This is a genomic window from Staphylococcus sp. TCBT05 (genome assembly GCF_055179755.1).
Map to the genome: position 1 here is coordinate 458137 of NZ_JBUQDQ010000005.1, position 13988 is coordinate 472124.

15 protein-coding genes and 1 pseudogene are annotated in these 13988 nt (G+C 31.6%); 11 read left to right on the forward strand and 5 right to left on the reverse strand.

Annotation, left to right across the window (positions count from 1 at the left end; translation table 11 throughout):
* The first annotated feature begins 17 nt into the window (after positions 1 to 17).
* On the forward strand, positions 18 to 164 hold the full coding sequence (locus ACY191_RS02115) for a hypothetical protein (RefSeq protein WP_158001711.1): 147 nt from the start codon (positions 18 to 20) through the stop codon (positions 162 to 164).
* Here ACY191_RS02115 and ACY191_RS02120 read toward each other — a convergent pair.
* A complete protein-coding gene (locus tag ACY191_RS02120) occupies positions 161 to 1093 on the reverse strand; it encodes a ketopantoate reductase family protein (RefSeq protein ID WP_229366707.1) in 933 nt (310 codons plus the stop codon). The two genes, ACY191_RS02115 and ACY191_RS02120, sit on opposite strands and share 4 nt — an antisense overlap.
* 603 nt (positions 1094 to 1696) lie before the next feature.
* On the opposite strand from ACY191_RS02120, the pseudogene ACY191_RS02125 reads away from it, so the two are divergent.
* Positions 1697 to 1909: pseudogene (locus ACY191_RS02125) on the forward strand (hypothetical protein); the annotation flags it as partial.
* A gap of 164 nt (positions 1910 to 2073) precedes the next feature.
* On the forward strand, positions 2074 to 2925 hold the full coding sequence (locus ACY191_RS02130; protein ID WP_229366706.1) for an SDR family oxidoreductase: 852 nt from the start codon (positions 2074 to 2076) through the stop codon (positions 2923 to 2925).
* A 144-nt stretch (positions 2926 to 3069) separates the two neighbouring features.
* On the opposite strand, the gene ACY191_RS02135 is transcribed toward ACY191_RS02130, so the two are convergent.
* Together ACY191_RS02135 and ACY191_RS02140 are read right to left on the reverse strand one after the other, a co-directional pair.
* On the reverse strand, positions 3070 to 4380 hold the full coding sequence (locus ACY191_RS02135; protein WP_229366705.1) for a YjiH family protein: 1311 nt from the start codon (positions 4378 to 4380) through the stop codon (positions 3070 to 3072).
* Between the two features lie 289 nt (positions 4381 to 4669).
* Positions 4670 to 4801 carry a hypothetical protein gene (locus ACY191_RS02140; RefSeq protein ID WP_257044044.1) on the reverse strand — a complete coding sequence of 44 codons (132 nt, stop codon included), beginning with the start codon at positions 4799 to 4801 and terminating at the stop codon, positions 4670 to 4672.
* Positions 4802 to 5092: 291 nt separating this feature from the next.
* Between ACY191_RS02140 and ACY191_RS02145 the strand changes: the two genes are divergently transcribed.
* The 5 genes from ACY191_RS02145 (at position 5093) to ACY191_RS02165 (ending at position 9630) form a co-directional block, all read left to right on the forward strand.
* A complete protein-coding gene (locus tag ACY191_RS02145; RefSeq protein WP_463269891.1) occupies positions 5093 to 5968 on the forward strand; it encodes an ABC transporter ATP-binding protein in 876 nt (291 codons plus the stop codon).
* Positions 5965 to 6696 (forward strand): ABC transporter permease, encoded by a 732-nt coding sequence (locus ACY191_RS02150; RefSeq protein ID WP_042737869.1) that lies wholly within the window; start codon positions 5965 to 5967, stop codon positions 6694 to 6696. The genes ACY191_RS02145 and ACY191_RS02150 overlap by 4 nt, the downstream gene beginning before the upstream one ends.
* Before the next feature lie 2 nt (positions 6697 to 6698).
* On the forward strand, positions 6699 to 7793 hold the full coding sequence (locus ACY191_RS02155) for a sensor histidine kinase (RefSeq protein WP_229366703.1): 1095 nt from the start codon (positions 6699 to 6701) through the stop codon (positions 7791 to 7793).
* Positions 7790 to 8392 (forward strand): response regulator transcription factor, encoded by a 603-nt coding sequence (locus ACY191_RS02160; protein WP_042737871.1) that lies wholly within the window; start codon positions 7790 to 7792, stop codon positions 8390 to 8392. Before ACY191_RS02155 ends, ACY191_RS02160 begins: the two co-directional genes overlap by 4 nt.
* 344 nt (positions 8393 to 8736) lie before the next feature.
* Positions 8737 to 9630, forward strand: coding sequence for a zinc ribbon domain-containing protein (locus ACY191_RS02165; protein WP_229366702.1), 894 nt, complete (start codon positions 8737 to 8739; stop codon positions 9628 to 9630).
* Between the two features lie 145 nt (positions 9631 to 9775).
* Here ACY191_RS02165 and ACY191_RS02170 read toward each other — a convergent pair whose 3' ends face one another.
* A complete protein-coding gene (locus ACY191_RS02170; protein WP_229366701.1) occupies positions 9776 to 10660 on the reverse strand; it encodes a hypothetical protein in 885 nt (294 codons plus the stop codon).
* 234 nt (positions 10661 to 10894) lie between these two features.
* On the opposite strand from ACY191_RS02170, the gene ACY191_RS02175 reads away from it, so the two are divergent.
* Positions 10895 to 11686 carry a serine hydrolase gene (locus tag ACY191_RS02175; RefSeq protein ID WP_229366700.1) on the forward strand — a complete coding sequence of 264 codons (792 nt, stop codon included), beginning with the start codon at positions 10895 to 10897 and terminating at the stop codon, positions 11684 to 11686.
* A 145-nt stretch (positions 11687 to 11831) separates the two neighbouring features.
* Here the strand turns inward: ACY191_RS02175 and ACY191_RS02180 are convergent, their stop codons facing one another.
* Positions 11832 to 12827, reverse strand: a complete 996-nt coding sequence (locus ACY191_RS02180) for a LacI family DNA-binding transcriptional regulator (RefSeq protein WP_042737874.1) — start codon at positions 12825 to 12827, stop codon at positions 11832 to 11834.
* A gap of 167 nt (positions 12828 to 12994) precedes the next feature.
* Between ACY191_RS02180 and ACY191_RS02185 the strand changes: the two genes are divergently transcribed.
* Together ACY191_RS02185 and ACY191_RS02190 are read left to right on the forward strand one after the other, a co-directional pair.
* On the forward strand, positions 12995 to 13744 hold the full coding sequence (locus ACY191_RS02185) for a sugar phosphate isomerase/epimerase family protein (RefSeq protein ID WP_229366699.1): 750 nt from the start codon (positions 12995 to 12997) through the stop codon (positions 13742 to 13744).
* Entirely contained in the window at positions 13734 to 13982 is a 249-nt protein-coding gene (locus ACY191_RS02190; protein ID WP_042737876.1) for a hypothetical protein, read from the forward strand. Before ACY191_RS02185 ends, ACY191_RS02190 begins: the two co-directional genes overlap by 11 nt.
* Positions 13983 to 13988: the final 6 nt, after the last annotated feature.

Here is a 13988-nt window from a genome sequence, read left to right on the forward strand (position 1 = left end):
ACACTTGAGAAAGATAAGTGAGTCCGAGATTTAGACGTGACTCAAGCCCTTTTGATCAGCAAAAAATGATATCATCTATTTATAAAAAAGAGGCCATCCGTAAAGATAGATTAATCTTGGCGGGTGGCCCTAACTATATGCTGTCGATGCGAGTAGTGATTTAAAGTTGATTCCTTTCTAATTGATGTATTTGATGTGTCAGCATTTGATTGATAGGTGTTGGTACATCAAGTTCCTGTCCGTATTTAGCAATTTGTCCATTCAAGAAATCAATTTCTGTCGGTCTACCATTATTCAAATCTTGGTACATGGATGGGTAATGCAACCCTTGTTCAGAATCTGGATACATCGCGGTAATCGTATTTAGTAATGTGTCGGCTTCAATTTCTATGTTTTTGGCGTGTGCTACAGTAACAATTTCATCTATGATTAATGAGACCATCTCGTTTACTTTGGAATAAGCACCAAACTCTCCAATACGTTGATTTAATATGGTACAGAGTGGGTTAAGTACACAATTAACTGTGACCTTTGTCCAAATGGCTTCAAAGACATTGTTGCTTATAGTCGCGTTTAAATTTGCAGTATTTAAAATGTGTGCAATTGTTTCACTAATCTCATTGTTTACACCATTAGCGCATTGGAAATTAATAGAACCTGTACCCTCCAATAATAAATGACCAGGTCCTTTCAGCCCTGCAGACCACATAGTTACTGCTAGATAAATTTGATGCAGTGGGACAATTTTTGATAAACGTTCTTCGTGGCCTAAACCGTTCATCATACTCAATATGGCTGTATTCTCATGAATAGCACCACCATTTTTTAGCTGTGTTAACATCGATTCAGATTGCATAGACTTTGTTAATAAAATAATGAGATCATATGTATCAGCAACATCTTTGGATAAGATAGCAGGGATTGATACAGTATATGCATCTGTTTCAGTCTGAATTTTCATACCATCATTATTGATATTTTGCACATGAGCTTGCCAATCATCAATAAGTGTCACATTGTGCCCTGCTTGATGTAATGCAACCCCAATTCTGCCGCCCATGGCACCTGCGCCAGCTACTGCAATTTTATACATAATTAAGCCCCCTTGATTAATCAAAATTAAATTTCAGAAAAGTTAGATAGTTGTACAAAATAATAATATTATAGTGAAAGATATTTTTGAAGTGATTGATATGGAAAAGACTGTTAGCTCCAAATAGCTATATTCACTTTAATTAAAATAGCAAATTTCAATTTTAAAAAAGTTTCACATGAAACTTATATTTTTAATAAATTGAGAGGTGTCTCATTGGTAGCTAAATAAACAATAAAACGTTTTACGTTGAATGACAAAGAAATAAAAAAACAATTAGATATTGCGCTACTTTTTGTATATAATTATATATAAATAAGTTTAATATTAGGAAAAGGGGATTATATTATGAAGTTTAAATATGTGGCGATTGCTACAATAACATCTGCTATTATGCTTTCTGCATGTGATATCAATATTAATACAGGTGGCGATGACTCTAATAAATCAAGCTCAGAGTCAAAAAGTAACGATAGTCAAAAAAATAATGATCAACAAAGTAATGACAATCAATCAAATTCTAACAACTCACAAAATAGTAATCAAAGTAATAGTTCGCAAAGTGATCAACAGAATGCTACAGCACAAAATCATAACGATACTTATGTAACACGTGATAATGTTATTGATATTGTCGAATCATATGAAGGCGAATATTTAGATACAGATAACTATACATATAAAGAACCTGAAAAGCGTGGTAACGGCGAGTGGGGATTCTCGTTTACTGATAAAGACGGTGATTTAGCTGGTTCATATATTATCGACAAAGATGGCTATGTTACGAAGTACGATGAAAATGGTAACGAAGAGTAATTTAAATATTATTATTTTATTTAGATGAGTTTAGTAAATAATGCTAGACTCATTTTTTGTAATATGTAAGGAATTTGCACAGTCGAACAATTTGACACTAAGATGGAAAAGTAATAAGTTGTACTTGTAATTGAAATTAATACATGTTTGAAGTGAGGGATAGCATGAAGATATTATTGACAGGAGCAACGGGTAACTTAGGCACGTATATCACAGAATTAGCACTTGAGTCAGAGGTTCCGGACTTTAACATTGGTGTGCGAAATATTGATAAGGTGCCGGAGCAATGGAAAAGTGAATTATCAGTTAGACAATTAGATTATTTCAATGTAGATAGTATGATTGAAGCATTCCAAGATATAGACTTAGTAGTATTTATTCCAAGTATTATTCATCCATCATTTAAAAGATTACCAGAAGTTGAAAATTTAGTAACAGCAGCTAAAACAGCACAAGTTTCACATATACTGTTTGTCGGTTATTATGCTGATCAACACAATAACCCATTTCATATGAGTCCATACTTTGGCTACGCTGAAAGATTGCTCGCTTCAAGTGGCATTCCATACACTTATGTGCGCAATGCAATGTACATGGATCCACTTGTCCCATATCTATCAGAATTAAAGGAACTAGGCAAGTTAATTTATCCAGTAGGTAATGGGAAAATCAACTATATTTCTAGAGCAGATATTGCAAAAGGTATCGTTGCGATACTTAAAGATCCAACATTTTTAGGTTCCAGATATTTACTTTCAGGTTACAGTTATTCAATGGAACAACTAGCACAAATTTTAACAAATGTAAGTGGAACAGAAATTATTTATGAACCAGTATCTTTAGAAACTTTCGGTAAAATGTATGATGAACCGAAAGGATTTGGTCCTTTACTTGCTTCAATGTATCAAGCGGGAGCAATGGGGTTGCTTGATCAACAATCGACAGATATTGAACAGCTAACAGGAGATAAACCAGAAACTTTCGAAAGTTATTTATCAAGAAATTATAAAGGGTAGTTGAAGCGGAGCACTTATAGTTAAATAGCAAATTATACAAGCGTACGTTAGTAATTTGCGTAAGCATTTATGGATAACAAAACGATTGAATAAAGGTGGGACATGACAATGCATGTTCCACCTTTAATTTATAAATGTATAGGTTTAAAATATCCATAAACCTAATGGAATTGTAATTAACAGTGTTAATACAACGCGTAAGAACCAAATTACGACTAATTTCCATATCGGTATTTTTATTTCAGTAGCCATAATACATGGTACTAAAGCTGAGAAGAAGATAATTGCTGATACGCTGACAACACCTACGATGAATTTTGTGCTTAGTGCAGCTTTAGCTACGAGCAATGATGGCAAGAACATTTCGATAATAGATATTGCTGAAGCTTTAGCGAGTAGTGCTTGATCTGGCGTTGGGAATATATAGATAAATGGATAGAATATATAACTTAGCCAATCAATCACTGGTGTAAAGTTTGCCAGTATTAATCCTAGGAATCCAATTGATAAAATAGAAGGCAAGATTGCAATCGTCATTTCTAATCCGTCTCGTAAGTTATCCCAAACATTTTTAGCTAACGAAGGTGTCGCAGCATTTTTCTTCAATGCTTCTGCATAAGCAGTTTTCAAACGACTACCCACAATTTCTACCTCTGGTTCACCTTCTTGTCCGTTATAATATTCCGTTGATTCATTGACAATAGGTGGTAACCAGGCAGTAATGGCAGTTACTATGAATGTGATAACTAATGTTCCCCAGAAATATAAATTCCAATGTGGCATTAAACCCAATGTGTTCGCCACAATAATCATAAATGTGGCAGAAACAGTTGAGAATCCAGTGGCAATGATTGTCGCTTCTCTTTTATTATATAATCCTTCTTTATACACTCGATTCGTAATTAATAATCCAAGCGAGTAACTTCCTACAAATGAAGCTACGGCATCTACTGCTGACTTTCCTGGTGTTTTAAAAATAGGACGCATCACTGGTTCCATAAACACACCTACAAATTCTAGCAATCCATAACTCACAAGTAATGAGAGTGCTATAGCACCAACAGGAATTAGCACGCTTAATGGCATCATGAGTTGTTCAAATAGGAACGGACCGTAATCCTTTTTGAATAATAATGCTGGACCAAAATGAAAAACGTACATCACACCAATGATAGCGCCAAGGACTTTAAATACGACAATGACAAAATCGGCAAATGAATTCTTAAAACTTTTCCTAATTAATGGTAAGATAGCACCAGCTAAAATCATAATTAAAGCAATATATGGCATGAGCCCACCAAATAATGCACGAATCGCTAAATGGACATGGTCTACAATTATAGAACTCGTCCCGGCAATTTCAATTGGTACGAAAAAACATAAAATCCCAATAAAACTAAAAACAAAAAATCTCCATGCGTTGTTACTTTGTGACTGAACATACCCCTTATTCATAATCTCACCCCAAAGTTTGAATTAAGATATCTAATTGAGCGTTATTAAAGTACTTGTGTACCATCCCCTATACATAAGTCTTTTAACAAACTCAAAGTATAAAATATTATGAAGATAACTTATTACTAATTATTTTATAGGGGTAAAATGTAAACAACCAATATAAATAAGTTAATTGTTTATAGTTTCAAACTATAATTATTGTTTATAGAAGGTGAAAATTAAAAGATACATAACACAAAAAAGCTAGTGATGAAGATTTTCACCACTAGCTTAATTTATTTATATCTTAAAATTTATCTTTTAAATCTTTCGCTTTGTCAGAAGCTTGGTCTTTTAATTGTTCTTTTTTCTCATCGTCATTTTTAATTTCTTCGGCTTTATCTTTCGCTTGATCTTTGAATTCATCAAATTTACTCATTATAAATGCCTCCTTTAAAAGTTATATTTATGTGATTCCACTTTTAAGAGAAGTTAAACATAATTATCAAAAGATATATTTAATTTAGAAAACCTATTTAGAAAAATAACAACTTAAATCTCAAAATTCATAATCAGTGGGTATAGGTGGTAGTTTTCTTTTTCGAGAATCGGGACAAAAGGTTTACGATATAGAGATGACAAATGTCATATGCAATTTATGACAAATGGGACTAATATATCATCATCTTTCTTGATAAAGTTAAGTCGAGTTAAGAAAGGGTGATTACACATGATTTGTGTTGAGAATATATCTAAGCGTTTTGGTAAGCGAGAAGTCTTGAAAGATATCACGCTCAATATTGAGCAAGGTATCTGTACAGCATTTATTGGTAAGAATGGTGCAGGAAAATCTACGCTAATAGATATAATTATTGGAAATAAACAGTTAGATACTGGAGAAATAGTAGATGAAGATAATTTATTAAATTCACAGCGTATGGCGATACTTTTCCAGAAAACACAGTTTCCAAAAATGTTAAAGGTGAGACAATTGTTGGAGTTACACCAGTCTTTTTATAAACAAGTTATTTCAATTGAGCGATTTCAAGAAATAACGCAATTTGATGAAGGGCAATTAGAACAAATGGCGGATAGTTTATCTGGAGGACAAAAGCGCATTTTAGATTTTGCTTTAACTTTAGTCGGGAGACCTGAGTTTTTGATTATGGATGAACCAACTACTGCAATGGATATAGAAACTCGAGAGCATTTTTGGCAAATAATTGCTGATTTAAAACGTAAAGGTATGACTATTTTATACACTTCACATTATATAGAAGAAGTAGAAAGAATGGCAGATCACGTGATATTACTAGACGAAGGTGTTATTCAAATTAGCGATTCTCCTGAAAATATAAGAACAAATGGTAGTCGTTCAGTAATAAACATTCCGAAATATTTTCATAAGACAATAGAAAGTATTGATATTGATAATGATTGTAAGGTTTTAGAAAAGGGTCATTATTATAAAATTGAAACAAATGATGTAGGTAAAATTGTTGATGATTTAATTCGACTAAATGTAAACCTGAATGAAATTGAAATTCATAAATCGTCACTATTGGATATTATGTTTAATAACAAGGATGGAGTGGTTGAGATATGATGTTAGCGTACTTGCAAACTGAAATAAAAGTATTGTTTCGTAAAAAGATGTATTTAATCATATCGATATTTTTACCGGTAGTATTCTATTTATTATTCACCTCATTGTTAGATTTACCATCAGCAGCTGCACAGAAATTTTATAAAGAGTATATGTATAGTATGACTGTATTTAGTTTAATGAACTTTTGTTTAATGTCATTTCCTTTAGATATGATAGAAGAGAGAACAAGTGGTTGGTTTAGACATTTAATGTCGACACCTTTAACAGCTACTAAATATTTTACAGTTAAAATATTTAGAGCGATGATTCAATTTGCATTAGCAATTATTGTTATTTTTACGGTAGGACACTTTTATAAAAATGTTACTATGGATTTACAAAGTTGGCTATTCTCAGGTTTAATATTATGGCTTGGTGCAAGTCTATTTTTAACTTTTGGTATAGTTATTGCACAATTTAAAGATGCTCAAAAGGCCAGTAGTTTTGCGAATATACTTAATTTAAGTTTAGCAATAATAGGTGGTTTGTGGTTCCCAGTGAATACTTTTCCAGAATGGTTACAAAATATTTCAACTAAAACTCCGACATATCATTTGAAATTAATTGCCTATGATTTAGGTAAGGGCGAAGGTGTTAACCTAGAATCTTTCGGTGTTTTAATTATCTATAGTATAATTTTTCTAGGTATAGCATTATATATAAATAAAAAAAGAGATGTGGAATAACTATGAAAAAAAGAGGTTGGGGTGTTCGTCTAGGTGAAATATCTACGTTAATTTATTTACTATTTCCTTTTCTTTCAATATTTGATGAAAAAAGAGGGTTTCAAGTAGTGTATATAAGTGTGCTATTAATATTTAGTATATCTTATTTAATCTTAGTATTATATCATGACAAATTAAATAGAAATAACATGTATATCATGTTAATTATTCACTATTTAGGAATTATATATTTTGTATATAGTGTCAATACGATGAACAGTTTATTCTTCTTTTTTAGTGCGTTTGCTTTACCTTTTATAATGGGAGTATCTGTGAAATCAAAAGAATTTTATACCTTTATAGCTACAATGATTATTTGTTTAGTTATAACTTATTTTGTAACTCCAACTTATTTTGTCCTAATAATTGTATTTTACTTAGTTATTTTAATAGTTACATTAGGTAATTTTAAAGCGAGAGAAGATCGGAAAGTTAGGGAAGAATTAGAAGAAAAGAACAAATATATTAATGTCTTAATCGCTGAACAAGAACGCAACCGTATAGGGCAAGATTTACACGATACTTTGGGTCATATATTTGCGAGCTTAACTTTAAAATCAGAATTAGCAGAAAAACTTATAGATAAGGACGTTGAAGCGGCCAAAAAAGAAATGAACTCTGTCACGGCACTCTCTAGAGATGCTTTGAAAAAGGTGAGAGCTATAGTTGAAGATTTGAAAGTTCAATCATTTGAGGAAGAAGTGAAATCGGTTGAAACAATTTTAAATAACGCTAATTTAAAATTTACTTTTCATAATAAAGGTGGAGTGAAATCACTTAATCCAGCAAAGCAATCGATATTATCTATGATTCTGAGGGAAGCAATTAATAATATTGTAAAACATGCACAAGCGACTAAAGTTGTTGGTGAATTGCAAGAGGAACAAAATACATTGAAAATGACAATTTCTGACAATGGTATTGGTATAAACACAAAAAAGGTACAAAAGTTACAGAGTATTGAGGAACGAGTGAATTATTTGAACGGGCATTTAGAATTTCACTCCAACAATGGTACAACTTTAGTGATAGAAATTCCTAGGGGTGATTTGAAATGATATCAATCGTAATCGCAGAAGATCAATTAATGCTTAGAGAAGCAATGGTTCAATTACTCAATTTAAATGATGATTTAAACGTACTGGCCGATGTTGATAATGGTAAAGCTGTTATGGAATATGTGGAAGATGAAGTACCGGATGTTATTATTTTGGATGTGGAAATGCCTCAAATGACAGGTCTTGAAGTATTGGCAGAGATTAGAGAACGACAAATTGAAACAAAAGTAATAATTGTCACAACATTTAAACGACCTGGCTACTTTGAAAGAGCTGTGGCGAATGATGTTGATGCATATGTATTAAAGGAGCGCTCGATTGAAGATTTAGCATCTACTATCCATAATGTTGTCGCAGGAGAAAAAGAATATAGTGCTTCGTTGATGACATCATTATTTTCAGATTCTAATCCACTAACACATAAGGAACAAATTGTTTTAAGAGAGATTGGTGAAGGTCTCAGCAGCAAAGAAATTGCAACGAAATTATATTTATCAAACGGAACAGTAAGAAACTATACTTCGATAATCATTGAAAAATTAGTTGCTGAAAATCGCTTTGATGCATGGAAAAAAGCAGTTGATAAAGGTTGGATATAATAATAAATTAAAGAATAAAAAGACTAAAACTTAACTATATATTTATCAGAGAGTACTATTTCGTAATTCATGGATTAGTACTCTTTTTCTATATTGGTTTATGTTTGTTGAATAGATAACATTTTATGTCTAAGCAAAATAATTAGCGAAGTTAAGTTTTGCTACTTTTAATATATTTATTAAAAAATAATGTAGTCATTTTCTGGTGTTAGTATTAAAATATGATTGATGATTTTAAATTTAAGTTTTTGCTAATTATAAGCAAATAATAGGGTGCTAAGATTACAATATTATATTTGATAACGTATTGTGTTCAGAGTCATAGATGGGGAGGTCATATACATATGAAATTTTGTTCGAATTGTGGAAATAAATTAGAGGAAAATCAATCATTTTGCAATAAGTGTGGTAAGCAAGTGAATGTTGGCACTAGTGAAGGTACTGAAAGTAGCAGTAATTCAAATGACAACAGTAGTACAAATAGTGAAAGCAGCATTAATCCTAATTACAGCAGTACTACAAGTAGTGAAAGTAATAGTGACTCAAAGTATGACGCTAGCATAAACAGTGAGTACAGTAAAAGTTCGCATTACAATACTAATTCATATAGTAAAAATAATAACTCAAACTATAGAACAAGTAATTATACACAACGAAATAATGATTATTTATATTCAAGTAAGAAGAAAAAGAAATCTGCAACAGTAATTATATTATCTATTGTTGCAGTACTATTATTGCTAGGTGCTTTGGTTGTTGCAGGGTACTTTTTATTTAAAAATTTGAATATTAATATAAATACCGGCGATAGTTCTGAAAGTAATGCTAACAACCAGAGAATTTCTATTAATGTTTTATCGGATCAATTTAGTTCAGATTTTATGAAGAGTGATAATTCAGATGGTTACGATGGCTTTAATATTGGTATGTCAAAAGATGATATTAAGGAAGAATTTGGAGAGCCAGAAAGTGTCGATAGCATGGACTTTGGCGAAGTAGAAAAGTATGGCGATATTGGTGTTACCTATGATAGTGATGATACCGTATCTAGTGTTTATGTATTACCACAAGATGTGTCCGTTAGTGCCTTCAAACAATTTCATGGTGAGCCAACGATGGAAAGTGATGGTCAGTTAATATATGACGATAATTCAGATAATGGCTTTACCATATTTATAAATGTGAAGGATGGGGAAGTTCAATCTATAGAAAATGGCTATCAAATGGATAGAAATTAAGTCTTAAATCAACTTTCAAAAGAGATAAGATTTATATATAGAGGAATAGCATTTTATTTCACATAAAGCATAATAAGCTGAGACATATTAAATAATGTCTCAGCTTATTTTTATAACTTAGCAAATAGATAACATTGTTTGGCAGTTATTCTGGGTCTCCGTTTTCATCGTATTTCGTTACGTTGCCATCCGAATCTATGATATAAGAACCTGCAAGTTCTCCATCTTTATCTGTGAATGAGAATCCCCAATCTCCGTTATCTTGCTGTTCCGGCTCTTTGTAAGTATATTCTGAGGTATCCAATGTGTGTCCTTCATAATCTTCGACTTTATCGATAACATTTTCTCTAGTTACACTGCCGCTATCGTTATCATCACTCGTTTCATCACTACTATCATCTGAGCTAGAGTTACTGCTCTCATTAGAACTGTTTGATTCTGAAATAACACTAGTCCACTCATTGATTTCATTTTGTGATAAATCTTGAAGTTTAACTGTTTTTGGATTATTTAGAATGCGGTTAGACTCACTTTGAGAATAATCATCTTCATCCCAACGCTTGTCATGGAAATGACTTGGGACATCGTATACATCAACGGTACCATCATTGTTATCTTTGTAAATGACTTGTCCAGATGTAGTTGGTGTACCGTATAAAGCTTGAGTTCCATTTGGATATTTAGCAGATGCACTTTCATTATATGGATTTAAAGCTTCACCAGATACATCATCATGGGTAACTTTCGTTTCTGAAGCATCTAAGTTATAATCTTTATCTTTAAGAACAGATACCCAAACTTTTGCAAAATGTTCTGGAGAGTTTATATTCTCATTACTGTTATTGTTGGTATGTGTTGATTTATTACTAGATGATTGACTACTGTTATTATTCTTTTTGCTATCATTCTTTTGACTTTGCTTGCTATCACTTTTGGAATCATCATTGGATCCTGTATTAATGTTAATGTCACAAGCGCCTAACAAAAGAGAAGCGGACACTGCCCCTATTGCTACATATTTCAATTTCACAAAATATCCCCCTTTAAAGTTTAATTGTCATTTCACTTATGTATTATACACAAAATATTGTGTCATATCTTATTTTTTGAAAAAAGATAAATTACCTTAGTAGCAGAATATTTTAAATTTTATATATGATATAGGGAAAATGCTCAATATTTGCAGTAATAAAGTTTTTCAGAAGTGGTAATGGTAAATGTATAAATAACTAATCATTCGAATTTATTTACGGTAGGTGTATCGATGGTGGAAGCTATAGAAATTTTTATCAAACAAATGAATGATATGGCACAAAAATTAAAAATGCACAATACAATGATTAAAAATCCTTCAGGCTTAAGTGCGAGAGGGCAATTGTCTACTGCATATGATATTGCACTATTAACTTTACATGCGAGCCAAAATCAGTGCATTTCAGAGATTTGGCGTAAGAAGGAATATCAAGTTGATATATTAGGAGAAGACGCCCGACAAACAACGATTAAAACAACAATCGAAAATAAATTTTTGTCGAATTATTATACGCTATTAGGAGGAAAAACAGGAACACTAGGCATTATAAAGAATTTGACTGCAATCGTCTATGAGCAAGGTAAGCCTTATATCGTTGTAACTATAGGGGCACAAGGAAATAGATTTCACCAAACAAGACTGATATTGGATTATGCATTAAAAGGTTCACTTGCAGAAGATATCCAAATTCAAGCTTATACTGTGATGCCATACCCGTCATTCCCGATACATCATTTAAATAATACTAGGTTGCAACAATTATTGGCATATAAAGAGCATGAAAAAGTGAATCCAGCAAGTATTATTAAATTACTCACTATATTAACAGCTTTAACCTATCCGATAACTATGGAAGATTCAATTGTAATAGAAGCAGAAGATATCGTAGAAGATGCATTAAATGCTCTGAAAATAGGTGATATCATTAGCGTGAATGATGCCTTGCACTTGATGTTATTAGCTTCTTCCAATATCGCAGCTCAAGCTTTGGCAAGGTTTGTTGGACAGAAAAGCATAAAATAATCCCCCTTTGTAAAAATCAATTATAGTCCGAGGTGATTTATACAAGGGAGATATGTGTTTAGCGTTTATGTCAAATTGCCAGAAATAGAAATAAAATGATGGATGATTAGTGCCAATGCATTTCCTGGGCAATATTTTTTGAGCTTTATAAAGAATGTCTCCAGTCAATTTCTGATTTAATAATGGTTGGTACATCAATTTTATTAGTAGGCGTGCCTTTTAGAATTAAATCGAGTAACTCTGCTACAGTTGATCCAATTAATTTAGAAGGTTGATTAATACTTGTAATTCCAGGCGAAATAATGTCTGTCACATTAAAATCATCAAATCCTGTTATGCCTATATCATTAGGAATTATTAAATTATTTTTATTAATCAATTTAATTATGTCCAAAAGTACTGTGCCATTTAATGCAAATATTGCAGTTTTCCCAGTCTTAGTGATTTCTGTAATTTGTTTAATATCAATATAATGTGCTTCATCAACCTCAATTAGATGAACATTTAACTTGTTTGCATTACTTATATCGGCAATTGTATTGTAGCGTTTTTCTCTAGTATTAACTTTATGGATAGGTTGTGAAACAACGATGATATTTTTATAACTTTTTTCAACGATTGACTGCATGAGCTTTGCCACAATTGCTTCATTGTCTGTGGTTACCGAGAGCCAAGGGCTATCCTCAATTTCACGGTCTACCAAAATCATAGGGATTTGATTATTTGCAATAAATTGATAATTAGAGGAGTTATCATTCGAAGGTTGAATAATAATCCCTTCAACATTTTGATCAACAAGTTTCTGTAATATCCTCTGTTCTTTTATTTCTGAGTTAGCGGCTTCCACAATTATTAGATGATAATTTGTATGTTCGAAATACTGACTAATACCTTTTAATAATAATGATGAATACATATTAGATATATCTGCAACCACTACACCAATTAAATTACTTTTTCGAGTTGTTAAAAATTGGGCTTGTTTACTCGGGCGATAATTTAACTTTTCAATTGCCTTTTTAATCTTTTCACGCGTATCAGCTGACATTTTTTGATGATTACCATTAATATATTGTGACACCGTTGATTTCGATACACCTACATACTTCGCCACATCAGAAATTGTTACTTTTTTCTCCATTTTATGTTCAATCCTTCCAATGGAATCTATCCTAATCATATTAAAGTTTAACATTGTTATTTATAAAAGACTAAATGTAAGCGTTGACATTTATAGTAAACCGGTTTACTATAATACGCAAGAACTTAGAAAACCGGTTTACCTAATTTGGTTGAAGGGATGATGTTATGAAAAATACTGATTTGGTTTTTAATACGTTAGTTGCACAAGAAAAAATTAATTCTGGATTAACACAATTAGAAATATTTGATTATATAGTCGATTTGGGCTTCAACAGTATAGAAGTAAGAAGAGAATATTTTAAAAATATTGATAGTGAAGTGGAAGCTATTGCGAAATACTCAAAAGAGCAAAACATCACTATTCTTTACAGTGTTCCAGAAGTTATTTTTCTAGAAAATGGAGAACTTAATCCAAATATTGAACATTATTTCACTGAAGCATGCAATCTTCAAGCGACACATGTAAAGATGACAATTGGTAATTACCAAAATAAAGAACAATTACAAAATTTAAAGATTATCAATGAACAACCATTTAGTTTTACGGTTGAAAATGATCAAACTGAACAATCAGGAACAATTAACCATATTCTAAAATTCTTAACTGAAGCTGAACAATCAGGAATTAATATTGGATACACATATGATTTAGGAAACTTTAGATATGTAGGGGAGAGTGAAATTGTTGGAGCAAAAGCGTTGAAGGAATATGTGAGATATATTCATTTGAAAAATGTTACGCGAGAAAATGATTTGTTAAGAGCAACTTCTCTTGAGCAAGGTGATATTAATTGGCGTAAAGTAATAACGCTTTTACCAACTGATGTACCCGTAGCATTAGAGTACCCATCGAATATTAAAGATGAAATTTTAACAGATAAACGAGCTATTGAGGTGTTAGGTTATGGAAATTAAAAAAACGAATGTAGATGCAGAAAAATTTGCGTATAAATTTATGGAATCTATACAAAGAGATATTAACAGTTCTGATGATATACAAAAATCAGCAAAAGAAGCATTGGCAGCGTATTTAACAGCATATTATGTTGCCCTAGATTTTAATAATCTTGAAAATTCATTTTTCTATGAAGAGAAGAAAAAGAAAAATGTATCAACTTATCAAAGAATTTTAAGTGAGCTAAACAAATATTAGGTGGTG